Origin of the sequence: Amycolatopsis magusensis, from assembly GCF_017875555.1 — a bacterium.
GTDB lineage: Bacteria > Actinomycetota > Actinomycetes > Mycobacteriales > Pseudonocardiaceae > Amycolatopsis > Amycolatopsis magusensis.
This window is the reverse complement of the sequence record NZ_JAGGMS010000001.1, coordinates 3836935-3859907: the sequence shown is the minus strand read 5'-3', so window position 1 is coordinate 3859907 and position 22973 is coordinate 3836935. Positions and strand designations below refer to the sequence as shown.

General features: G+C 71.8%; 23 protein-coding genes. 6 read left to right on the top strand and 17 right to left on the bottom strand.

All coding sequences use genetic code 11. The features are described from left to right. Nucleotides 1-2: 2 nt before the first annotated feature. From rbfA to rimP, 6 genes are all read right to left on the bottom strand, one after another. A complete protein-coding gene (gene rbfA, locus JOM49_RS17175; RefSeq protein WP_209665284.1) occupies nt 3-455 on the bottom strand; it encodes a 30S ribosome-binding factor RbfA in 453 nt (150 codons plus the stop codon). Between the two features lie 29 nt (nt 456-484). Next, nucleotides 485-778 (bottom strand): DUF503 domain-containing protein, encoded by a 294-nt coding sequence (locus JOM49_RS17170; RefSeq protein WP_209665283.1) that lies wholly within the window; start codon nt 776-778, stop codon nt 485-487. A gap of 61 nt (nt 779-839) precedes the next feature. Next, nucleotides 840-3824 carry a translation initiation factor IF-2 gene (infB, locus tag JOM49_RS17165; RefSeq protein ID WP_209665282.1) on the bottom strand — a complete coding sequence of 995 codons (2985 nt, stop codon included), beginning with the start codon at nt 3822-3824 and terminating at the stop codon, nt 840-842. A gap of 172 nt (nt 3825-3996) precedes the next feature. Beyond that, entirely contained in the window at nt 3997-4293 is a 297-nt protein-coding gene (locus tag JOM49_RS44335; RefSeq protein ID WP_395906992.1) for a YlxR family protein, read from the bottom strand. A gap of 23 nt (nt 4294-4316) precedes the next feature. Next, nucleotides 4317-5414, bottom strand: coding sequence for a transcription termination factor NusA (nusA, locus tag JOM49_RS17155; RefSeq protein ID WP_209665280.1), 1098 nt, complete (start codon nt 5412-5414; stop codon nt 4317-4319). Then, the gene (gene rimP, locus JOM49_RS17150) at nt 5411-5920 is read right to left on the bottom strand and encodes a ribosome maturation factor RimP (RefSeq protein WP_209665279.1); all 510 of its coding nucleotides are present in this window, start codon (nt 5918-5920) and stop codon (nt 5411-5413) included. The genes nusA and rimP overlap by 4 nt, the downstream gene beginning before the upstream one ends. A 112-nt stretch (nt 5921-6032) precedes the next feature. On the opposite strand from rimP, the gene JOM49_RS17145 reads away from it, so the two are divergent. After that, entirely contained in the window at nt 6033-6983 is a 951-nt protein-coding gene (locus tag JOM49_RS17145) for a ferritin-like domain-containing protein (protein WP_308158771.1), read from the top strand. A 5-nt stretch (nt 6984-6988) separates the two neighbouring features. Here JOM49_RS17145 and JOM49_RS17140 read toward each other — a convergent pair whose 3' ends face one another. The 4 genes from JOM49_RS17140 to JOM49_RS17125 form a co-directional block, all read right to left on the bottom strand. Then, the gene (locus JOM49_RS17140; RefSeq protein ID WP_209665277.1) at nt 6989-7678 is read right to left on the bottom strand and encodes a hypothetical protein; all 690 of its coding nucleotides are present in this window, start codon (nt 7676-7678) and stop codon (nt 6989-6991) included. Between the two features lie 19 nt (nt 7679-7697). Further along, nucleotides 7698-8750, bottom strand: coding sequence for an aminotransferase class V-fold PLP-dependent enzyme (locus JOM49_RS17135; RefSeq protein WP_209665276.1), 1053 nt, complete (start codon nt 8748-8750; stop codon nt 7698-7700). A 172-nt stretch (nt 8751-8922) separates the two neighbouring features. After that, nucleotides 8923-10434 carry a PH domain-containing protein gene (locus JOM49_RS17130; RefSeq protein WP_209665275.1) on the bottom strand — a complete coding sequence of 504 codons (1512 nt, stop codon included), beginning with the start codon at nt 10432-10434 and terminating at the stop codon, nt 8923-8925. After that, nucleotides 10431-10925 carry a PH domain-containing protein gene (locus tag JOM49_RS17125; protein WP_209665274.1) on the bottom strand — a complete coding sequence of 165 codons (495 nt, stop codon included), beginning with the start codon at nt 10923-10925 and terminating at the stop codon, nt 10431-10433. Before JOM49_RS17125 ends, JOM49_RS17130 begins: the two co-directional genes overlap by 4 nt. A 91-nt stretch (nt 10926-11016) precedes the next feature. Between JOM49_RS17125 and JOM49_RS17120 the strand changes: the two genes are divergently transcribed. Together JOM49_RS17120 and JOM49_RS17115 are read left to right on the top strand one after the other, a co-directional pair. Beyond that, entirely contained in the window at nt 11017-11616 is a 600-nt protein-coding gene (locus JOM49_RS17120; RefSeq protein ID WP_308158770.1) for a TetR/AcrR family transcriptional regulator, read from the top strand. Between the two features lie 36 nt (nt 11617-11652). Then, nucleotides 11653-12375, top strand: a complete 723-nt coding sequence (locus JOM49_RS17115) for a class I SAM-dependent methyltransferase (protein ID WP_209665272.1) — start codon at nt 11653-11655, stop codon at nt 12373-12375. 7 nt (nt 12376-12382) lie between these two features. Here JOM49_RS17115 and JOM49_RS17110 read toward each other — a convergent pair whose 3' ends face one another. The 4 genes from JOM49_RS17110 to JOM49_RS17095 all read right to left on the bottom strand — a co-directional run bounded on the left by JOM49_RS17110 (nt 12383) and on the right by JOM49_RS17095 (nt 16356). After that, nucleotides 12383-13024 (bottom strand): GOLPH3/VPS74 family protein, encoded by a 642-nt coding sequence (locus tag JOM49_RS17110; RefSeq protein ID WP_209665271.1) that lies wholly within the window; start codon nt 13022-13024, stop codon nt 12383-12385. 187 nt (nt 13025-13211) lie between these two features. Beyond that, entirely contained in the window at nt 13212-14624 is a 1413-nt protein-coding gene (locus JOM49_RS17105; protein ID WP_209665270.1) for an ArnT family glycosyltransferase, read from the bottom strand. Next, nucleotides 14621-15403, bottom strand: a complete 783-nt coding sequence (locus JOM49_RS17100) for an ABC transporter permease (protein ID WP_209665269.1) — start codon at nt 15401-15403, stop codon at nt 14621-14623. Before JOM49_RS17100 ends, JOM49_RS17105 begins: the two co-directional genes overlap by 4 nt. Further along, complete coding sequence (locus tag JOM49_RS17095) at nt 15403-16356, bottom strand: ABC transporter ATP-binding protein (protein WP_209665268.1); 954 nt, start codon at nt 16354-16356, stop codon at nt 15403-15405. Before JOM49_RS17095 ends, JOM49_RS17100 begins: the two co-directional genes overlap by 1 nt. Before the next feature lie 129 nt (nt 16357-16485). Here JOM49_RS17095 and JOM49_RS17090 point away from each other — a divergent pair, with 129 nt between their 5' ends. Together JOM49_RS17090 and JOM49_RS17085 are read left to right on the top strand one after the other, a co-directional pair. Continuing rightward, the gene (locus JOM49_RS17090; RefSeq protein WP_308158769.1) at nt 16486-17706 is read left to right on the top strand and encodes a sensor histidine kinase; all 1221 of its coding nucleotides are present in this window, start codon (nt 16486-16488) and stop codon (nt 17704-17706) included. Beyond that, entirely contained in the window at nt 17703-18350 is a 648-nt protein-coding gene (locus JOM49_RS17085) for a response regulator (protein ID WP_209665267.1), read from the top strand. Before JOM49_RS17090 ends, JOM49_RS17085 begins: the two co-directional genes overlap by 4 nt. A gap of 16 nt (nt 18351-18366) precedes the next feature. On the opposite strand, the gene JOM49_RS17080 is transcribed toward JOM49_RS17085, so the two are convergent. Beyond that, nucleotides 18367-18732 carry a winged helix-turn-helix transcriptional regulator gene (locus tag JOM49_RS17080; protein ID WP_209665266.1) on the bottom strand — a complete coding sequence of 122 codons (366 nt, stop codon included), beginning with the start codon at nt 18730-18732 and terminating at the stop codon, nt 18367-18369. A gap of 119 nt (nt 18733-18851) precedes the next feature. On the opposite strand from JOM49_RS17080, the gene JOM49_RS17075 reads away from it, so the two are divergent. After that, a complete protein-coding gene (locus JOM49_RS17075; protein WP_209665265.1) occupies nt 18852-19700 on the top strand; it encodes an SDR family oxidoreductase in 849 nt (282 codons plus the stop codon). Here the strand turns inward: JOM49_RS17075 and JOM49_RS17070 are convergent. Both JOM49_RS17070 and JOM49_RS17065 read right to left on the bottom strand, forming a co-directional pair. Then, nucleotides 19697-20128, bottom strand: coding sequence for an SRPBCC family protein (locus JOM49_RS17070; RefSeq protein ID WP_209665264.1), 432 nt, complete (start codon nt 20126-20128; stop codon nt 19697-19699). The genes JOM49_RS17075 and JOM49_RS17070 overlap by 4 nt on opposite strands. A gap of 5 nt (nt 20129-20133) precedes the next feature. Further along, on the bottom strand, nt 20134-22890 hold the full coding sequence (locus JOM49_RS17065) for a helix-turn-helix transcriptional regulator (protein ID WP_209665263.1): 2757 nt from the start codon (nt 22888-22890) through the stop codon (nt 20134-20136). Between the last annotated feature and the right edge of the window lie 83 nt (nt 22891-22973).

Sequence of the window (22973 nt, the reverse complement as noted above, 5' to 3'; positions counted from 1 at the left end):
GATCAGACGGACTCGTCGTCGTCCACCCGCGGCGCGCGGTACGGGTCCGCGTCACCGGCGGGCTGCGCCCCGGTCGCCCGGCGGGCCACCTCGGCGTCGGCTTCCCTGGCCTTGGCCAGCAGATCCTCGATCCGCTGCGCCTCCTCCGGGATGTTGTCGGTGACGAAGGTCAGCGTCGGGGTGTACCGGACACCGGTCCCCTGCCCCACCTTCGACCGCAGCACCCCGCGCGCCGACTCCAGCGCCGCCGCCGCACTCGCCAGGTCCGGCGGGGCGTCGAGCTTCTCGCCGAGCACGGTGTAGTACACCGTCGCGTCGTGCAGGTCCGCGGTGATCTTGGTGTCCGTGATCGTCACGGTCGCCAGCCGCGGGTCCTTGATCTCGTGCTCGATGGCGGAGGCCACGATCTGGGTAATCCGCTTGGCGAGCTTGCGCGCGCGTGCCGGATCGGCCACGACGCACACCCCTTTCTCCGAAGTCTTTCTCAGTCGTCGGGCCCGACCAGCCGGCGCCGCACGGAGAGCAGTTCCAGCTCCGGGCGGCCGGCGACCAGGCGTTCACAGGCGTCGAGGACGTCTCGCACGTGCTCGGTGTCGGCGGCCACCACGGCCACCCCGATCAGCGCACGGCGGTGCAGGTCGAGGTGCCCGGCCTCGGCGACCGACACCTCGAAGCGCTTGCGCACGTCCGCGATCAGCGGGCGCACCACCGAGCGCTTCTGCTTGAGCGAGTGCACGTCCCCGAGCAGCAGGTCGAACTCGAGCGCACCTACGTACATCAACCCTCCAGGACGTGCACCGGCCGGGGACCACGAACCCGTCCCCGGCCGGTGCCGCACCTCAGGCGCGAGGCTTCTCGCGCTGCTCGTAGGTCTCGATGACGTCCTCGACCTTGATGTCGCTGTACGACCCGAGGGTCAGACCGCACTCGTAGCCGTCCCTGACCTCGACCACGTCGTCCTTGAACCGCTTCAGCGAGCTGATCGGCAGGTTCTCGGCGACCACGACGTTGTCGCGGATGAGACGCGCCCGCGCGTTGCGGCGGATCTCCCCGGAGGTGACCAGGCAACCGGCGATGGTACCGATCTTCGAGGACTTGAAGACCTCGCGGACCTCCGCCTTGCCCAGCTCGACCTCTTCGTACTCCGGCTTGAGCATGCCCTTCAGCGCCTGCTCGATCTCGTCGATCGCCTGGTAGATCACCGTGTAGTAGCGGACGTCCACGCCTTCACGCGTGGCCCGCTCGGTGGCCTTGCCCTGCGCCCGGACGTTGAAGCCCAGCACGATGGCGTCCGAAGCGGTCGCCAGGTCGATGTCGCTCTCGGTGACGCCACCGACGCCGCGGTGCACCACGTTGAGGTCGACGTCCTCACCCACGTCCAGCTGCAGCAAGGACGCTTCGAGTGCCTCGACGGTACCCGAGTTGTCACCCTTGATGATCAGGTTGAGGGTGTTGGTCTCCTTCAGCGCGGAGTCCAGGTCCTCCAGGCTGACGCGCTTCCGCTTCGCCGCGTTCTGGGCGTTGCGGATGCGGGCCTGGCGCCGCTCGGCGATCTGCCGCGCGACCCGGTCCTCGTCCACCACCAGGAAGGTGTCACCGGCACCGGGCACCGAGGTGAACCCGATGACCTGCACCGGACGCGACGGCGTCGCCTCGGTGACGTCCACGTTGTGCTCGTCGACCATGCGGCGGACGCGGCCGTAGGCGTCGCCGGCGACGACCGAGTCGCCGACCCGCAGCGTGCCGCGCTGCACCAGCACCGTGGCCACCGGACCGCGACCGCGGTCCAGGTGCGCCTCGATCGCCACGCCCTGCGCCTCCATGTCCGGGTTGGCCCGGAGGTCCAGTGCGGCGTCCGCGGTGAGCAGGATCGCCTCGAGCAGCCCATCGATGTTGATGTTCTGCCGCGCGGAGATCTCGACGAACATGGTGTCGCCGCCGTACTCCTCGGCCACCAGGTTGTACTCGGTGAGCTGCTGCCGGATCTTGTCCGGGTTCGCGCCCTCCTTGTCGATCTTGTTGATCGCGACCACGATCGGCGCCTTGGCGGCCTGCGCGTGGTTGATCGCCTCGACCGTCTGCGGCATCACACCGTCGTCGGCGGCGACCACGATCACCGCGATGTCGGTGGAGTTCGCCCCGCGGGCACGCATGGCGGTGAACGCCTCGTGACCGGGGGTGTCGATGAAGGTGATCAGCCGCGGCGTGCCCTCGAGCTCGGTCTCGATCTGGTAGGCGCCGATGTGCTGGGTGATGCCACCGGCTTCACTCTCGCGCACCTTCGTCTTCCGGATCGTGTCCAGCAGGCGGGTCTTACCGTGGTCGACGTGACCCATGATGGTCACCACCGGCGGCCGGATCTGCAGGTCCTCCTCGTCACCGGCGTCGTCGCCGTAGGTGATGTCGAAGGTCTCCAGCAGCTCGCGGTCCTCCTCCTCGGGGCTGACCACCTGGACGACGTAGTTCATCTCGGAGCCGAGCAGCTCGAGCACGTCCTCCGACACCGACTGCGTGGCGGTGACCATCTCACCGAGGTGGAACAGCACCTGCACCAGCGAAGCCGGGTTCGCGTCGATCTTGTCCGCGAAGTCGGTCAGCGAGGCACCGCGGGGCAGCCGGATCGTCTCACCGGAGCCCTTGGGCAGACGGACACCACCGACGCTGGGCGCCTGCATGTTGTCCATGTACTCCTGGCGCTTCTGCCGCTTCGACTTGCGGCCCTTGCGCGAGGGGCCACCGGGACGGCCGAAGGCACCGGCCGTGCCGCCGCGGCCGCCGGGGCCACCACGGCCACCGCCGCCACCGCGGAAACCGCCACCGCCGGCCGGGGCACCGCCGCCGGGGCGGAAGCCACCGCCGCCGCCACCGGGACCGCCGCCACCGGGACGGAAACCGCCGCCACCGCCGCCGGGGCCACCACGAGCGCCGCCACCGGGACCGCCACGGGCACCGCCGCCGGGGCCACCACGGGCGCCCCCACCGGGACCACCGCGGCCACCGCCGGGAGCGGGACGCTGGGTACGGCCCGGCATCATGCCGGGGTTCGGCCGCGGGGGCATGTTGCCCGGGTTCGGCCGGTTGCCCGCGGGACGGTCACCGGCGGGACGATCCCCACCGGGACGCGGCGGGCGGTCGCCACCGGGGCGCGGCGGCCGGTCGCCGCCTGCCTGCCCACCACCGGGACGCGGGCCCGACGGACGCGGCGCGGGCGCACCCGAGCCGACACCGAACGGGTTGTTGCCGACCCGCGGCGGGCGCGGACCGGGCTTCGGGCCACCGGGCTTGGGGCCCTGCGGCTTCGGCGGCACCACACCGGGAGAAGCCGCGGCGGGCGTCTCCTGCTTGGGGGCCTCCGGCTGGGCCGCCTGCTCCACGGGAGCGGCCTTCGCCGCCGCCGGGGCCTGCTGCTGCTCCGGCTTCGGGGCCTCCGGCTGCTGCGGCGCGGGTGGCTGCTGACGCGGGCCCGGACGCGGACCGGGGCCGGGCCGCGAGCCGGGGGTGGCCGGGCGAGCCTGCTGCTGCTGCGCAGCCGGACGCTCCTGGGCGGGAGCCTGCTGCGGCGCGGGCGTGGCGGGCTTGGGGGCCATCTTGGCCGGGCTCGGGCCGGGCTTCGCCCCGTTGGACGGGCCGGGCATCGGCTTCTTGCCGCCCTTGGCGGCGTCCTTCTTCTCGTAGGCGTCACGGACGCGGCGGGCCACGGGGGCCTCCACCGTCGACGACGCCGACTTCACGAACTCACCCTGCTCCTTGAGCTTGGCGAGTACTTCCTTGCTGGTAACCCCGAGCTCCTTGGCGAGCTCGTGTACGCGGGCCTTGCCTGGCACAGCACTCCTGTTCTGGGGAGGCCGGCGGCAAGACCGCAGACCTCGTCCTATTGTCGCGCGTTCATGGCTTCAGCTTCACGGCTGACTCATGACGGGTCGACCTGCTTCCTTGAATCCACGCGGCACGGGGACGTCCCGCGCCGTTCCGGGCGGCGAGCTCCACTGGAGCCCGTCACCCGGTGACACCTGAGGTGAACCGCCGCAACTGCGCCGCGTCGAGCGGACCGGGCACTCGCAACGCCCGGGGGAACGCCCGCCGCCGCTCGGCCTTGGCCAGGCACTGCGCGACCGGGTGCACCCAGGCACCCCGCCCCGGCAACCGCCGACGTTCGTCGGCGACCAGCCTGCCCTCGACCGCTACCACTCGCAGCAGCTCACCGTACGAAGCCCGCTCCCGGCAACCGACACACGTACGCACCGGGTCTCCCCGGTGCTCGAGCGCGATTTCCGGTTCCGAGCTTCGAACCACTCCCAAGTCTAGCCCCTGGCCCTTCAGTCGGCGGAACCGGTTGTGGCCGGACGCGGAGTCGAGTCCTGATCGAGTCCTGCCGGAGCTTCTCCGGACCCCGTTTCCGGGGCCGCCGGAGCCTCTTCGACAGGCTCTTCCACGGGCTCCTCGGCGGAGTCGCTCCGGATGTCGATCCGCCACCCGGTCAGCCGTGCGGCGAGGCGGGCGTTCTGCCCCTCCTTGCCGATGGCCAGCGACAACTGGAAGTCCGGGACCACCACGCGGGCGGTCTTCGCCCGTTCGTCGACCACCCGTACGGAGACAACCTTCGCGGGCGACAGCGCATTCCCGACGAAGCGGGCGGGGTCCTCGGAGTAGTCGATGATGTCGATCTTCTCGCCGGCCAGCTCGCTCATGACATTGCGCACACGGGCGCCGACCGGGCCGATGCACGCGCCCTTGGCGTTGACCCCCGACACCGTGGAGCGCACCGCGATCTTGGAACGGTGACCTGCCTCACGCGCCACCGCCGCGATCTCGACCGTGCCGTCGGCGATCTCCGGCACCTCGAGCGCGAAGAGCTTGCGCACCAGGTTCGGGTGCGTGCGCGAGAGGGTGATCTGCGGGCCGCGCGCGCTGCGCGAGACCCCGACGACGTAGGCCTTGAGGCGGCTGCCGTGCTGGTAGGACTCCCCCGGTACCTGCTCGGCCGAGGGCAGCACGCCCTCGGTGCCGCCGATCTGCACCACGACCATGCCCCTGGCGTTGGCCCGCGCGTCGCGCTGGATCACCCCGGCGACGATCTCGCCCTCCTTGGTGGAGAACTCGCCGAAGGTCTTCTCGTGCTCGGCGTCGCGCAGCCGCTGCAGGATGACCTGCCGGGCGGTGGTCGCGGCGATCCGGCCGAAGCCCTCCGGGGTGTCGTCCCACTCCTCGTCGACCTGACCGCTGTCGTCGAGGGTGTGCGCGAGCACGCGCACGTGCCCGGACTTCCGGTCGATGTCGATCCTGGCGTGCGGCTGGTGCCCGTCGGTGTGCTTGTAGGCGGTCAGCAACGCGGTTTCGATGGCTTCCATCACGGTCTCGAAGGGGATGTCCTTGTCCCGCTCGATCGCACGCAGTGCCGCGATGTCGACGTTCACTTCGACTCCTCCTTCGGGTCGCTCTCGAGCAGCCGCAGCTCCTCGGCCGGCGGTTGCCGGAACTCGATCTCGATCACCGCTTTGGCGACCTCGCTGTAACGGACGGTGCGAAGTTCGCCGTCGACCAGCATCCGCGCGCCTTCTTCGTCGCACGGCCCGACGCGGCCGGCGTAGGCGGCCCCCTCGACCGGGGTGACCCGGACCAGGCGGTACCGCGCGCGGCGCCAGTGCCGCGGCTTGCTCAGCGGGCGGTCGACGCCCGGCGAGGTGACTTCCAGCGTGTACGCCCCGGCCAGGATGTGCTCCTGGTCGTCCAGCACGGCCGAGACGGTCCGGCTGAGTTCGGCCACCTCATCCAACCCCACGCCGTCCTCGCCGTCGACGACGACCTTGACCAGCTTGCGCCGGCCCGCCTGCTGCACCTCGAGGGCATCGAGCTCGAAACCCGCGCCCGAAACGGCTTCGGCCACGATCGGCTCGAGCCGCCCGGCGAGTTCTCCTGCCACCTTGGCGCTCTCCTGTTCGGCTGTTCGGCTCAGTGATGGTCCAGCTTATCCGGTACGCCGTCAGGCACGCATGAGCGCGGTCGGCATCGGCTTGCTGGCAGGATGGGGCGTCGTGAGATCAAGACCGACACCGCTGAGCCGGCGGCGCTTCCTGCGGGCGGGCCTGCTCTTGGGCAGCACCGCCGTGACCCTGCCGCTGGCCGCCGCGTGCGGCGACGGCTACGAGACCGCCCCGGACGAGCTGGCGCCGCTGCTGGAGCAGGCGCGTGCCGACGCCACCGCGGCGACCGCGCTGGCCGGCGGTGGCGGGGCGGCCGCCGAACTGGCCAAGCAGGTCGCCGCCGTGCGCACCGCGCAGGCCGACGCGCTGCAGTCCGAAGTGGACCGGCTCAACCGGCCCAAGGCCGCGAGCACGGCCGACACCACGCCGGTGACGGCGATCGGCGGGTTGAAGACACGGCTGGAGCAGGCACGCAAGCAGGCGGCCGATCTGGTGCCGACGCTGCCGCGCCACCGCGCCGGGCTGGCGGGGGCGGTCGCCGCCGGGTGCGCCTCGGTGCAGCAGCTGTCGCCGGAACTGGGCGCCGGCGACGCCGACGACGAGGTGGAGCCGGACACGAAGACCGGTCAGCTCATCCCGGAGGCGGTCGAGTCGCTGCAGGGCGCGCTGGCCGCCGAGCACGCGGCCGTGTGGGTCTACAGCCTGGTGACCGCGTTCCTGCCGAACGACTTCCGCAGCGGCACCGAGAACGGCGCGCTGGCCCACCGGGACCGGCGCGACGCCTGCGAGCGCCTGCTGACCGCGGCGGGCGCGGACCCGGTCACCACCGAACCGGCCTACCTGCCGCCGAAGCCGGTGACCGACTCGAAGTCGGCGATGGCGCTGGTGGCCACCGCCGAAGCGGACGCGGCCGCCGCCTGGCGCGGGGTGCTCGAACGCACCGACGACGCGGCGTTGCGCACGATCGCCTTGCGCGCGCTGGTCGGCTCGGCCACCCGTGGGACGGCCTGGCGCAAGGAAGCGGGCGAGCAGCCGCCCGCGATGGCCCTGCCGGGCACCTGAGCGGCTCAGGTACCGGGGCGCAGCGCCTCGGACAGCCGCAGCGCGTCGGTGGTGACGCGCTTGAGCAGCGGGTCGTCCTTGTGCTTGTCGTAGAAGTCGCCCTCGACGATGGTCACGTCGGCGCCGCTGGCCTTCGACTCGTAGTTGCCCTTGGCCACCTCCGGCGCCTTGGGCAGCTTGGCCGTGCCGTCGCGGACCAGGTCGTTGATGTTGCCGGTGTCGTCGGTGTCGGTGACCGCCTTGAGCTGCGCGGCCAGTTCGGGGTCCGGCATGGTCACGAGCACCACCGAGACCAGCGCACGCGCGCCTTCCCCGGCGTTGGTCACGTACAGCGCGCGGACCACCCGCTGGCAAGGGTGCGCGGCGAACCAGCGCTCGATCTCGCCGTAGGAGTTGCCCGCGCAGTCCGTGCTGGTCACCGGTCCGGCGACGCGCTCGTACTTGAACTCGCCGGAGACCAGCGGGTCCGGCTGGGCCTGCACCTCGGGCTCGGACTCGTACCGGATCAGCCACCAGACCAGGCCGGACACCACGGCCACCAGCACCAGGCCGACGCCCTTGAACAGCGGATTGCCGAACAGCGCACGCGAGCGGGACGGGGGCGGCGGGGCAGCGGGCCGCTGTCCCACGCGGGGCAGCGGCGCGGTGTCGCCCGCGGCGTCACCGCCGGGGTAGGAGAAGTTGGCACCAACCACGAGGTGTCACGGTAACCGACTACGGGCTGGGGTGGTCACTCGAACGGGCCTCTTGCCCGCGTAGGGCGGTCAACACCAGGTCACAGTCCTCCGCGGAGTTGTAGAGGTGGAAGCCGAGCCGCGTCCGCCCGGCGCGCTTGCTGCAGACCACCCCGGCCTCGGTGAGCCGCTCGGGCGCGTCCGGCTGCGGCAGGGAGATGATCGCGCTGCCCCGCCCCGGCAGTCCGAGCCCGGTCAGCACCGAGTCGGCCAGCTTCACGCAGTGTGCCCGGACCTGTGCCAGATCGAGTGAGGCCAGGTACGGCAGCGTGATCGCGGCACCGACGTGCGAGAGCCAGGTCGGCGACAGGTCGAACGAGCGCGGGCCGTCGGCCAGCCGCATCGGCAGCCCGTAGACGGTGTCCCAGGGGTTTTCGCCCGCGTACCAGTTCGCGCCGACCGGCACCGTGCGTTCCATCGCCCGCGGGTGCACCGCGATCCAGGCGGCACCCCGGGGCGCGAGCAGGAACTTGTAGCAGGCCGAGACCACCCAATCGGCCCAGCCGAGGTCCAGCGGCTGCCAACCGATGGCCTGCGTCGCGTCGAGCAGCACCGGGACGCCGGTGGCCCGCAGCGCGTCGAGGTCGGCGTAGCGGCCGTCGGCGGACTGGACCACGCTCACCGCGACCAGGTCGTGGCCCTCGGCGTGGTCCGCGAGCTCCGCCAGTGGCGCCTCGGTGATGGTGACCCCGCGCCGGGCGCACGCCGCGAAGGGGAAGGTGACGCTGGTGAAGTCCCCTTCGGCGACGAGCACCTTGGCGCCGTCGGGCAGTCCGGCGGCGACCATCGAGATCAGCTGCGAGACCGTGGCGCCGCTGCCGACCCGCTCGGCACCGACGCCGATCAACTGTGCGAACCCCGCCCGTGATGCCGCCACCACCGCGTCGAAGTCCGGCGGCCGATCGGCACCGCGGCGCCAGCGCGCCACGGCCTCGGCCACCGCGTCGGCAGCCGAAGCCGGGGGCACGCCGATGCTGGGCGTGTTCAGATAACCGGGCGGGACCTCGAACCGCTCCCCGAACGCACTACGCATGCCCCCACATTAGGCACTGTCCTGCGGGTCAAGATCGCGCTCTCCGCACCCAGGCGGCCCCTGACGGCACGGGCGAGTTCGGCCTAGTACGGCCAGTACGAGGCCGAATCGCCCGCACCGCCAGGAACCACCTGGATCACGAAGCCCATCGACCAAACCCGCAGGACAGCGCCTAAGCACGCTCGAGGAAGGGGCCGAGCAGGTCGGGGACCGCCTCGTCGGCGAAGGCGAGCCCTTCGCCCTCCCCCGCGTCGAGCACGTCGTACCCGCCGCTGCCCGCCGCCGTGGTGGCCGTCAGCGTGATCAGCCCGGCCCGGCGCTGGAAGATCGACTGCTTGACCGTCCAGCCGATCACGCCGTCGCGTTGCAGCGCCACCGTGGCCCGCCGCACGGTCCCCGCCCTGGCCACCAGGTAGTCACCGGAGATGCCGTGCCCGAGCGCCTTGTAGGCGTCGAAGGCCAGCACCACCGCGATCGGCAGGCCGACCACCGCGGCGATCCAGGCGAGGTGCAGCAACACGTCGGTGAGCAGCAGACCGAGCCCGGCGAGCACGGCGCAGAGGACGACCACGGTGCCGATCGCCCACCGCAGCCGCCGTCCGCGCGCGGCGATCGGGTGCGAGATGAGCCGGGCGGCCTCGGTCGGCGACCGTTCCTCCCGCAGCACCACCGCGGCGATCTGGTCGGCCAGCGCCTTGGGTGCGGCGGGCAGCAGCGTCTTGTTGTCGGTCTTGTCGTCCTCCTTGCGCTGCACCATGCCGGTCGCCACGGCGTCCACCCTGGCCGCGCCCGCGAGCCGGGTGCCGAGTGGTTCGACCACCTCGACCCCGCGCAGCCGCCGTTCCTCGATCGAGATCGACCGGGTGGTCAGCAGGCCGCGGCGGACGCGCAGCGTGCCACCGGGTTCGCGCTCGAGGTGGTAGTTCCACCACATCTCGACGAACAGCACCAGCGAGCCGATCAGCCCGACCACCAGCAGGATGGCCGCGAGCACCAGGATCGCCGCCACCAGCGGGAAACCGGCGAACAGGCTGATCATCCAGCGGACGAACCCGTCCTGGAAGCCGATCCAGTCCGACACCTGCATCACCGCGCCACCGGCGGCCAGGCCCAGCGCCGGGGCGACGAAGGAGACCGGCGCGTACCGGATCCAGGCCGGGTCGAGCCGGGCGAGCGTGCCGTCCACCCCCGGCCGTGCGTCCACAGTGGACGCTCGGTCCAGCAGTTCCCGGCGCAGCCGGTCGGCTTCGTGCTTGGTCACCGGGTTCAGCACGAGCGTGCTTTCGCCGCCCTGGCTCTGTTCCCCGGTGCCGATCTTCACCGTGACCAGCCCGAAGACGCGCAGCAGCGGGTTCGCGGTCAGGTCGACGTTGCGGATCCGTTCCCTGGCCAGGGAACGGCGTTTCACCAGCAGCACCCCGGTGTGCAGTTCGGCGCGCTCGGGCCCGATCCGGTAGCGGGTCTTGAGCCAGCGCAGGTAGTCGGCCACCGTGCCGACGACGATCAGCAGCACGGCGCCGGGCAGCACCCAGGCCAGCGCGACCCACGGCGAAGAGCCCGAGGCGATCCCGATCCCGGTCGGCACCCCCGCGCCGACGGCCACCCCGGCCAGCGCCAGCGCGCTGACGTAGATCGTGCGCCGGTCGAGTTTCCGCCACGGCTCGGCGGTTTCCGGCACGGTCATGTCGCGTCACCCGGCGTGGCCTGCGTGGTCTCGGTCAACTGCTGCGCCAGGTCCGCGGCGAGTTCGTGGTCCAGTCCCTCGATCTTGATCGGGCCCTTCGACGACGCCGTGGTGACGGTGACCGTGGCCAGCTTGAACCCCTGCTGCAACGGGCCTCGCAGGGTGTCCACGGTCTGGATGCGTGACATCGGCGCGACCCGCCACTCCTGCCAGAAGTACCCGGTCCGCACGTAGACCGCGGTGTCGGTGACCTCCCAGCGGTGCACGCGGTACCACCACAGCGGCATCAGCACGGTGAACGGCAGCCCGATCACCGCCAGCACCACCGCGGGCAGCAGCAGCCAGAACCGGGCCCCGCTGAGCCACACCCCCAGCACGACCAGCACCAGCACCGGGATCCCGAACGTCAGCGCGGTGTGCACGCGCCACCAGCCGATCACCCGGGGGTTCAGCTCCTTGCTCGGCGGCCGCAGCCGCACCGTCCCCGACATGGCACTTCCCCTGTCCCCATGTTTACAATGCGATCGCATCGTAAAGGAGGGGCGCGGCAGCGGGCAACGCGGCCGGCGGGGGAGGAACGCAGTGCCCAGACGAGTCGACCGGGACGATCGGCGCCGGCGGATCGCCGAGGCTTTGCTGCGCCTGGCGACCACCCGCGGGCTGGAGGCGGTGAGCCTGCGGCAGGTGGCCGCGGAGGCCGGGCTGTCCATGGGCGCGGTGCAGCACTACTTCCGGTCCAAGGACGAAATGCTGCTCTACGCGCTGGAACACCAGGCTGGCGAACGGGAGAAGCGGATCACCGAGCGGGTGCTGGCGGTCGAGGAACACCCGTCGCCGAGGAAGATCCTGCGGACCTGCCTGGCGGAACTGCTGCCGGTCGACGAAACCACCCGCGCCGAGCTGCTGATCGAGGTCGCCTTCTTCATCCGCGCACTGACCGAGCCGGACATGCGCAAGGTGATCACCGAAGGCTCGCCGAAGCTGATCGACTTCTTCGCCGGACTGCTGGGCACCGCGCAGGAAGCGGGCGACGTCGCCCCCGACCGCGACCCGGTGCAGGAGGCCCACATCCTGTGGAGCATGGCCGATTCGCTGCGCACCACGGTCATCCTGGAAGAACGCCCGGCCGAGGAAGTGATGGCCACCATCGACTACCACCTCGACCGGCTGTTCCGCGCCTGATCCGCGGTGACGGCGGGTTGTGCCACGATCGGAGGCATGACCCAGGACGCCCCGCCCGCTGACGGCTACGACAGTCTCGCCGAGGGTTACACGGCCGAGAACGACAACAGCCTGATGAACGCCTACTACGAGCGTCCCGCGGCATTGGCGCTCGCCGGGGACGTGGCCGGTCGGCGGATCCTTGACGCCGGTTGTGGCTCGGGGCCGTTGTTCGCGGAATTGCGTGCGCGAGGCGCCACCGTGACCGGCATCGAGGCCAGCGCGGGGATGTTGGAGCAGGCCCGGCAGCGGCTCGGTGCGGACGCGGACTTGCGGGTCGCCGACCTGGCAGATCCGCTGCCCTTCCCTGACGACTCGTTCGACGACGTCATCGCGTCCCTGGTGCTGCACTACCTGCGCGACTGGGGACCCACGCTCGCCGAGATGCGGCGCGTGCTGCGCACCGGCGGACGGCTCATCGCCTCGGTCAACCACCCCATGGCGATGAACCTCCTGCACCGCCAGTCCGGCCCCAGGCCCGACTACTTCGAGACCTACGACTGGACCGAAGAGTGGACCATGGGCGGCCGGACCGCCCAGCTGCGATTCTGGAACCAGCCCCTGCACCGGATGACCGACGCCTTCACCGCAGCGGGCTTCCGGATCGACGTCGTCAGCGAACCCCACCCGGTACCGGCCGCACGCGAGAAGTTCCCCGACGACTTCCACCTGCTCGACACCTTCCCGACCTTCCTGTTCTTCGTCGTACAGGCCGAATGACCGTGCGCTAGCTCGAATTTCCGTTCGCGGCGACTGTGGCGGTGCGGGCCTGCCGCAGTTCCTTGAACACCTTGCGCAGCGCCGGGATCGCCGCGCCACCGTGTTCTTCCAGCTCCCGCAGGCGCTCCTTATTCCGTCGCCGCTCCCGCCCTGGCACCACACCCTTCAGTTCGACGGCGGCCACCAGGGCGACGAGCGCGGCGTCCTCTTGCGACACCGCGCCATTGCCGCGTAGCGCTTTGTCGACGGTGGCGCGCAGGCGTTCCACGCTCGCGGTGTCCCGGGCTTCGACCCGGCGCAGGCGGAACACGCGCGTACGCGTCAGCACGATCGCGCGCTCGGCGGAAAGCTGCTCCTCCACCGAGTCCAGCGCCCGCCGGTGGTCCTTGCGGACCCAGTGCCGCCACTTCCGCGACCCGCCTTCGACGATCTGCCCGAGCACCTCATCCAGCACAGCGTCCCCGGTGGAACCGCCGGGCACCGCGCCGACGAGCCCGTCGTGATCGAGGATCCGCCCGCACAGCAGCAGTTCGGTCAGCGCCGCGGCCCGGACCAGATAGCCCACGCGCTGCCGATCCGGCACCCTTCCACCGCGACACGACAGCAGATACACCCTCGCAGGCAAGGAAAGCTCTCTCGGTGAACTCATTGCACCCCTCCAACTTGACTGGATCGAAGTCATGAACGTGCGACTCGTCTGTCCGAACGTGAAGTTCAGCTTCCTGAACGTGGAACTCGGCTTCCTGAACGTGGGGTTCGGCGCATCCGGGTGGACACGAATGTGGCTTTGGGGGCGGATTCCGCCCCCAAAGCCACATTCGTGTCCACCGGGGGGCTCATTGGGTTCTGAATGCTGGCCATAAGGCGGGCCAGGGAGATTGGCGGCCTTCGAGGAGCCAGACCAGGTCGTCCGTCAAGGCGACTTCGCTGGCGAAGTGGGGGCGCAGGCGCGACGGGTCGAGGCCGACGAACAGGACGTTCTCCGCGGTACCGGGTAGCGCGCCGAAGTACCAGTAGCCGCGGTGTCCGCTGTACACGCGCGAGGTGCCGAAGTACTCGACGGAAGCCGCGAACGGGTACAGGTCGGAGAAGACGGCTGTCTTCGCGCGTTGGTCCGGTGGCAGTGAGGCGAAGACCGACGCGCCGATCCGTCCCAGTTCCCCCTGCGGCCGCTCCCCCGCCGCGAAGCTGGAGCCGAGCACGAACGGGCCCCAGGAGGTGGGCATCTTGTCCACAACGGACGGTGGGTAGATCGGCAGCATCGCCAGCGCCGCCGTGCCGGAGAGCAGGTACGGCGGCCACACCACGAACGGGCGCCACCGCACCCCCGGCCGCTGCCAGAGCGTCACCGCGGTCACCGCGAACGGCAGCGCGAACACGCCCAGCAGGTAGTAGCTGCGCCCGCTCGCGAGCAGGAACGCCGCCACCAGGCCGAGTACCGCTACCCCCAGGAAGCGGTACTCGGCCAGGAACAACAACCGGAACACGCCGAACACGAAAGCCAGTGCGCCGACCCCGATCCCGGCGAGCAGCACCCCGTCGCGCAGGAACGGCCACGCGCCGGGGAATTCCGCCGCGACCACCTCGCTCATGTTCAGGTACGGCCAGTCGTGGGCGGCCTGCCACACCAGCGTCGGCACGGTGGCCGGCACGGCGATCCCGGCGCCGAGCCACAGCTTCGGCCGCGACGGCAGCGACCGCGGCCCGAAGACCAGCGCGCTGAGCAGCACCAGTCCCCAGAACGCCGGTACCAGGAACTTCACCTGCAGCGACACCGCGGTGACCACGCCCGCCCAGAGCAGCAGCCGGTCGTCGCGGGTGCGGACCCAGCGGACCACCAGCCAGGTGAGCACCGTCCACAGGAACGGGTCGAGGGTGTAGGTGGCGATCCAGTGCGAGATCACCACCGCGCCCGAGGCGGCGTAGGTCGCCGCCGCCGTCACCTGGGCCGCCCGTCCCCCGCCGAGTTCCCTGGCGATCAACGCGGTGACCACGACCCCGCCCGCCGCGGCCAGCGTGACCGGAAGCCGCGGCATCACCAGCGAACCGGGGAACCAGCTGTCCAGCAGCCCGGCCACGAACGGCACCAGCGGCGGCTGGTCGAAGTAGCCCCAGGCGAGGTGGTCCTGCCCGGCGACGATGAAGTACAGCTCGTCGAACCCGTGGCCGTAGTGCGCGCTGCTGTAGAGCAGAGCGGCCGTCGTCAGCGCCGCGACCACGAGCACCGGCACCCACGCGATGCGGTTCACCGCGCGTCCCGGACGCCGAGCACGTACCGGGTCACCGTCCACAGCAGACCGACCCAGGCCGCCATCACCAGCCCGGCCGCCCAGAGCGGAAGGTTCCCGGTGCCGTTGCCGGTGAAGCTGTCCGCGGTGGCCGACGGCAGGTAGCGCAGGACGTACTCGGTCACCCAGGCGGGCAGCATCGGCCCGAAGATCGCGGGCAGGTAGACCAGCCCGAGCAGCGTCGCGATGGCGCCGGCCGCACTGCGCAGCAACACCGTGACCAGCACGCCCAGCAGGCTGAACAACACCATCTGCAGGCCCCAGCCGAGCAGGATCCGCACCACGCCGGGGTCGCCGAAACCGGCGGACGGCACCCCCGCACCGGCGAAGATCGCCTGGCTCACCACGAAGGTCACCACCGCGCAGACCAGTCCGGCCACGGCCGAGACCGCGGCGACCACCAGCGCCTTGGCCGCCAGGAACCGGCCGCGCCGGGCGGTGATCGCCAGGGAGACCGCGATCATCCGGCTGGAGAACTCGGGTGCGGTGGCGTTCACCGCGAGCACGACGAACAGGATCAACGCCAGCCCGAGGCCGACGAGCCCGTTGCCGACCGGGTCGAACGCGAGCTGCTCCGGCGGGCTGAGCGAGGCGTGGCCGGCGGCGACGGCGGCGGAGAACAGGGCGGTCGGCCCGATCGCGACCACCGGGGCCAGCGCCAGGGCCAGCCAGGTGGAGCGGACCGACCGCAGTTTGGTCCACTCGGCGGCGATCGTCGAGCGGAGGTCCGGCACCCGCATCATCGGCTCCCTTCTTCGGCCAGTGCCCGCGCGGTTTCAGCGATTTCCTCGCGCTGGGTTGAGTACTGCGCGGCACCGGCGGTGAGTTCGAGGAACGCGGCCTCGAGGCTGGCGCGGACGGTGGTCAGCTCGTGCACGGCGATCCGTTGTGCCAGCGCGAAATCCCCGATCCACGCCGCGTCGAGTCCGGTCACCAGCAGCACGCCTTCGGCTTCCCGCCGCACCTGGCCGCCGTGTTCGGTCAGCAGTCCGCCGAGCCGCGCGGCCTCCGGTGCGTGCACCCGGACGTGGGCGTGCGCGCTGCGCGAGGTCAGTTCGGTGATCGGCAGGTCGGCGATGAGCCTTCCGCGGCCGATGACCAGCACGTGGTCGGCGGTTTCCTCCATCTCGTTCATCAGGTGGCTGGAAACGAACACCGTGCGCCCCTGCGCCGCGAGGTCCCGCATCAGCGTGCGGATCCACTGGATGCCCTCGGGGTCGAGGCCGTTGACCGGCTCGTCGAACAGCAGCGTGGCCGGATCGCCGAGCAGCGCGCCCGCGATGCCGAGGCGCTGGGACATGCCGAGCGAGAAGTCCCCGGCCCGCTTGCCCGCCACCGAGGTCAGGCCGACCTGGCCGAGCACCTCGTCCACCCGGCGCACCGGGATCCCACCCGCCTGCGCCATCCACTTCAGGTGCGCGTGCGCACTGCGTCCACTGTGGACGGCCTTCGCGTCGAGCACCGCGCCGACCTCCTGCGGTGGCGCCGGGAGATCCACAGAGGACTTCCCGTTGACGGTCACCACGCCGCGGGTGGGCCGGTCGAGGCCGAGCACCATCCGCATGGTGGTGGACTTCCCGGCGCCGTTCGGGCCGAGGAAGCCGGTGACCACCCCGGGCCGGACGTCGAACGACAGCCCGTCCACCGCGACCGTGCCACCGAACTTCTTGACGAGTTCCCTTGCTTCGATCACCCCTCAAGGACACCGCGTGACGAGGTCGCGGCGATACGGGCCTTGGTGGGCAAGGCAATCAACTTTGGTTGATCCGGGACTGGCCGAAGTGGGGCAGCGGAGCCCGCCGCCACTGGCTACCGTGAGCTGGTGAGACCGGTGCCGCCCCTGACCAAAGCCGACGTGGTGTCGCTGACCGTCACCTCGTTCCTCTTCGTGTGCCTGGACCTCACGCTGTACCTGGCCGGGCCGAAGACCACCGGCTGGGCGGGTCCGCACGCCGGGCTGGTGCTCCAACTGGTGCTCGACCTGTCGTTGCTGGTGGTGTGGCGGTTCCCGCGCACGGTGGTGGGCCTCGGCGTGGCCGGGGCGCTGGCGATGCTGGCCGGTGACCTGTTCGCGCCCGGCCTGCTGTCGCCGACCGAACCGCTCACCCTGGCCACCGTGCCCACCATCACGCCGATCCTGGTGGGCGCGATGATCCGCGTGCTGGACCGGCGGGTGGCGCTGACGCTGGTCGCGGTGCTCACGCTGATCGCCACGCGGGCTTGGGCCCCGAGGTGGGACACCACGCCGTTCGGCCTGGTCAGCACGGTGCTGCCGGCCCTGTTCGTGTTGTACACGGAGGCACGCAAGCAGTTGCTCCAGTCCTTGCGCGACCGCGCCGAGCGGGCCGAACGCGAGCAGCACCTGCTGGCCGAGCAGGCGCGGGCGCAGGAACGGCGGCGGCTGGCCTCGGAGATGCACGACGTGGTCACCCACCAGCTGAGCCTGATGGTGCTGCACGCCGGCGCGCTCGGGGTCAGCTCCGCCGACGATTCGGTGCGCTCGGCCGCCGAGGACATCCGCGCCGCGGGCACCCGGGCGCTCGACGAACTGCGGGACCTGGTGGGCGTGCTGCGCACCCCGCAGTCCGAAGTGGACCGTCCAGCCGCGGAGCTGGCCGACGCGGCGGCCGATGTCGCCGCGCTGGAGGCGCTGGCTGCCGAATCCGAGTCGGTCGGCATCGCGGTCCGGCTCGACCTCGACGGCGACCCGGCACAGCTGTCCCCGACGATTTCCCGTACCGCGCACCGGATCGTGCAGGAAGCACTGACGAACGTGCGCAAGCACGCGCCGGGGTCCACCGTCGACGTCCGCATCCGGTACCGCCCCGACGGCATCCGGATCGACGTGGCCAACGGCCCGGCCGGGAAGGCGCCGGATCCGGTGCTCGCGGGCAGCGGCTCCGGGACCGGGCTGGCCGGGTTGCGCCAGCGGGTCGAACTGCTCGGCGGCTCGTTCCGGGCGGGGCCGGTCCCGGGCGGCGGCTTCGAGGCCGGTGCGATACTGCCCGCCTACGTTCCCACGGCAGAGAGTTCACGCCGATGATCCGGGTAGTCGTCGTCGATGACGAGCCGATGGTGTGCGCGCACCTGACCACCATCCTGTCCTCCGCCGCGGACATCGAGGTCGCCGGTTCGGCCGGCGACGGCGCGGAGGCGGTCGAAGCGGTGATCCGCCACCGGCCGCGCGTGGTGCTGATGGACCTGCGCATGCCCGGCGTCGACGGTCTCACCGCCATCGGGCGCATCGCCGAACTGCCGGACCCGCCCGCCGTGGTCGCGCTGACCACCTTCGACGCCGACAGCTACGTGATCCGCGCCCTGCGCGCGGGTGCCGCGGGCTTCCTCGTCAAGTCGACCCCGCCGGAGGACCTGATCAGCCTGGTCCGGGTCGCCGCCGACGGCCACACCGTGCTCTCCCCGGAGGCCGCCCGGCGCCTGGTCGCCGCCTCCGCCGGCGACCACCGGCGCACCGAACGCGCCCGCGAGCGGCTGACCGCCCTGTCGGAACGGGAGGTGCAGGTGCTGACCTGCCTGGGTTCCGGACTGTCCAATGCGGACATCGCCAGGCGGCTCCACCTCTCGGAGGCGACGGTGAAGAGCTACGTCTCGCGCATGCTGGTGAAACTGGACTGCGGCAACCGCACCCAGGCCGGGTTGCTGGCCCACGAAGCCGGTCTGCTGCCCTGAGCCGCTCCGGCCCCGGTCAGGAAGCGCGGTCGTAGGACTCCCGGGCTTCCTGCACCCGGCCCATGTGCGCCTTCGCCCACTCGGCCAGCATCGACAGCGGTTCGGCCAGGTCACGGCCCAGGTCGGTCAGTTCGTACTCGACCCGCGGCGGGATCTCCGCGTACATGCGCCGCTCCAGGATTCCGTCCCGGACCAGGGCCCGCAGCGTCTGGGTGAGCATCTTCTGCGAGATGCCCTGCACCCGCCGCCCGATCTCGGTGAACCGCAGCGGGCCACCGCCGAGCGTCCCGACGATCAGCACCGTCCACTGGTCACCGATGCGGTCGAGCAGCTGCCGGGTCGGGCAGTCGCGGTCGTACGGATCGGGCAGGAAGGAGGTCATGCCAATACTCTCCCACAGAGAGTCACTGACTTCAAAGTCATTACTCTCCGAACGGAATCATTGGCGCGACGCTGCCGTTGACCCCGGCGAACAGGCAATCCAGGACTAGGGAGCACACCATGACGATCGTGGTCACCGGGGCCAACGGCCAGCTCGGACGACTGGTGGTCGAGCACCTGCTCAAGCGGGTCGACAAGAGCGAGGTCGCGGTGAGCGTCCGCGAACCGGCCAAGGCGCGGGACCTGGGCGTGGACGTGCGCCACGGGGACTTCGACCGGCCCGAAACGCTCGACGCGGCGTTCGCGGGCGCGGACAAGCTGCTGCTCGTCTCCACCGGCGACGCCTCCGACCACCGCGTCACCCAGCACCGCAACGCCATCGACGCGGCCAAGCGCGCCGGGGTCCGCCACCTCGTCTACACCTCGCTGACCAAGGCGGACACCAGCGGCATGCTGCTCGCCCGCACCCACGCGCCGACCGAGGAACTCGTCAAGGCCAGCGGCCTGACCTACACGAACCTGCGCAACAACTGGTACCTCGAGAACAACCTCGGCACCATCGCCGCGGCACTGGCCACGGGCACAGTCGCCAGCTCGGCGGGCGACGGCCGGACCGCGCCCGTGACGCGCTCCGAGTACGCCGAAGCCGCAGCCGCGGTGCTGGCCGGCGACGGGCACGAGAACGCGATCTACGAGCTGGGCGCGCCGGTTTCCTACTCCGGGACGGACTGGGCGGCGGCGCTGACCGAGGCCACCGGCCGGGAGATCACCTTCACCGCGATCACCGACGAGCAGGCCGTCGAGCAGTTCACCGCGGCCGGTCTCCCGGCGCCGGTGATCGAGGTGCTGGTCGACTCCAACCGCGCGATCGCCGGCGGCGACCTCGACCTGCCGTCGCCCGAGCTGACCAAGCTGATCGGCCGCGAGCCGGTGACCCTGCGCGAGTGGATCGCGACGCAGGTCGCCTAAGCGGTCGCGCCCCGGCCCAGTCCGGCGACCACCTTGGCGTGGAAGGACCCGAGGAACCACCGGAAGAACCAACCGGTACCGGGGATCTTCGGGGTGAACTCGCAGTGCCAGTGCACCTCCGCGCCACCGCCGACCGGCGTCAGCTCGACGTCGACGCGGTAGTCCCGCAGCGGCAACCCCCGCAGCAGGGTGTAGCCGAACCGGCGATCGGGCACCAGCTCGACGATCCGCTCGTAACTGGCGAACGGCGGTGTCCGGAACAGGCGGACCGCGCCGACGCCTTCGGGTTCGTCCTCGCCCGGCCGGTGCAGTTCGAACGAGCCGAGCGGGGTCAGCTCCGGCCACCGGGCCCCGTCACGCAACACCGCGTAGAGCTGCGCGGGCGTGGCGGGGAACTCGGAGCGGATGTCGATCACCTTGCGCGCCATGGCGGTCATAATGCCCGGCCGACGGCGGCGCGGGAGGGGACCCGCAGCTTTCGCAGGATCCGCGACACGTGCGTCTCCACGGTCTTCTCACTGATCACCAGCTGAGCGGCGATCTCGCGGTTGGTGCGCCCGGTCGCCACCAGGTGCGCGATCTCGTGTTCGCGGTGGCTCAGCGTGGCGCCCGAGCCGTGCGCCGGGCGGGGCACCCGGCGGCCGAACCGGCGCAGCTCGCGCACGGCGTGATCACGCAGGCGCTGGGCGCCCAGCGCCGCCATGTCGCCCTCGGCCCGCAGCAGTTCGGCCAGGCCGCGGTCCCGGTCGCCGTTGGCGGCCAGCGCCCGTCCGGCGGCGATGCGCGCCTGCCCCGCCTGCACCTGGCTGTCCACCTTCTCGGCGAGGTCGAGCGCTTCGAAGGCGGCGTCGGCGGCCGCGGGGAACTTCCCCGAATCCAGCAGTACCAACGCCTCCGCGTACCGCACGGCCGCCTGGCGCGACGCCAGCGGAATGCCGTCCACGGCCTCTCGGGCCCGCCCGAGCAGGTCTTCGGCCTTCCCCCGGTCGCCCAGCGACAACGCCGCGCGGATCAACACCAGGTACAGCCGCGACCACCACGGCCGGTCCACCAGCTCGAAGTTCCCGGTCGTCTCCAGCAGCACCGGTTCCACGTCGGCGAAACGCCCGGCGGCGTGCAGCGCTTCCGCGTAACAGACGCCCGCGCTCGCCAGCAGGACCGCCGCGCCCGACTCCCGGCCCATCGCCAGCGCCTCTTCGGCGAACGCGACCGCGGTGCTCACCTGACCACGCCAGATCTGCACCTGCCCGCTCACGCACAGCGCCAGCGCCGCGCCGTACCGGCTCCCGTTGGCGCGGCACAGTTCGTAGGCCTCGGTCGCGTCGTCGAGCGCCTCGACGGGACGGCCGTGCAGGGCGTGCGCGGCCGCGCGCGTGGTCGACAACAGGGGCGTGACCAGCACCTGACCGGACGCACGCGCCAACTCCAGACCTCGGCTGGCGTGCCGGATCGCGTCCTCCGGCCGGTCCAGTTCGCCTTCGGTGAGCGCCAGCGGCAGGCACACGCCGAGCCGGGACGACAGCACCTCGTCGGTCATGCCGTCGACCGCGGCCGCCGCGCGGTCCAGCGTCGCCGCCGCCTCCGCGATCCGGCCCTGCGCGTACTGGCCGCGGGCGAGCAACGCGGCCGCGCCCGCGTGCACCGGATCGGTGACGGCCGTCGTGGCCAAGGCGGCGCCCGCGTGCCGTTCCAGTTCCGCGTGATCGGCGCGGATGAACGCCGTGGCAGCCAGTTCGACCCGCAGCGCGGCCCGGCAGGCGGACGACTCCCGTGGCAGCGCGCGGAGTTCGCGGTCCACCAGCACCCGCGCGCGTTCGTGCCCGCCCGAAGCGCATTCGACGAACGACCGGAAGGCGACGAGCCGGGTTCGTGCGGGCGAGTGCGGTACCGACGTGAGCAGTTCGTCCGCCGCTCGCCTGCTCTCCTCGAGCCTGCCCGCCATGCCCGCGCAGACAGTCAAGCGGGACAACAACTCCTGGCGTCGCTGCCGGTGCGCGTCCCCGGTCGGCACCAGTTCGAGGGCGGCACCGAACCAGCGCACCGCTTCGGCGGGCGACGCCGCGTCCCCTGCCTCCGCCAGCAGGTCGACCGCCGCGAAGTCACCGGCCACGGCACTGCGTTCGACGTGTTCCGCCCTGGTGAGCAGCCCGGCGCCCCGGGCGGCGAGGACCTCCGCCGCCCGCCCGTGTGCCGCGCGTCGCCAGCCCGGCCCCGCCACCTGGTACACCGCCCGGCGGACGATCGGGTGCCGGAAGCAGAACCGCGTCCCGGCCGGGCGCACCAGGTCGGCGGCGGCCAGTTCGTCGAGCGCGGCCAGGAACTCCCCGGACGGCAACTCGGCGATCTCCCCCGCCAAGCCGGGTTCGAACGGCTCTCCGGCCACTGAAGCCGCCCACGCGGCGAGTCGCGCCCGCTGCGGCAGGCTCCGCAGTTCCGCCGCCACCGCCGTGCGGACCACCGGCGGCACGTCCGTCCCGTTCTCCTCGGCGAGGGCACGGAAGTAGAACGGATTCCCGCCGGATTCGCGGTGCAGCGCGGCCACCGTCGCCGGATCCGCGTCGGGCAGCAGCTCGGCGGCCGCCTCGACGGTCAACGGTGCCAGCGGCAGTTCTTCGAAGGCGCTGTCCGGGCGCGCCAGGTCGAGCAGCAGCCGCAGCCGCTCCGGGCTGCGAGCCGGGTGCATCGCCCCGGCGAGCAGCACCGGCCCGTCCGGCAACTGGCGCACGAGGTGGCCGAACAGATCGATGGACGCGCCGTCGGCCCACTGGAGGTCGTCGAGGACCAGCACCAACGGCCGTTGCCCGGCGAGCCGGGTCAGCAACGCGGATACTGCCCGGTGGGTGCGCGCCCGCCCGGGCGCGCGGCCGGGAGGCGGGCCGAAAGCGGGGAACACCGGCCACAGCTCCGCGGCGGAACCGAGGGCCGAGCGCTCCGCGTCGCCCAGTGACCGGAGGAACGGATCGACGGCGTGCACGAAGACCGCGAACGGCTCGCGCTTCTCGAACTCGGTGGCGGCACCGCGGAGCACCAGCGCCGGACCCGCCCGCGCGGCCAGTTCGGCGAGCAGGCCGCTCTTGCCGATCCCGGGTTCGCCGGTGACCACCAGCGCCGCCGGTCCCCGGCCGGCCAGCACCCGGTCCACTACCGCCAGCTCGGCCGCGCGGCCGGCCGGCGGTGTTCGATCACCCACGGCCTCATGGTCACCCACCGCCCGGTAACGGGGAAGCCGGATGGGGGAATCCCCCGATACCGGACGAGCCCGCTGATGCAGAA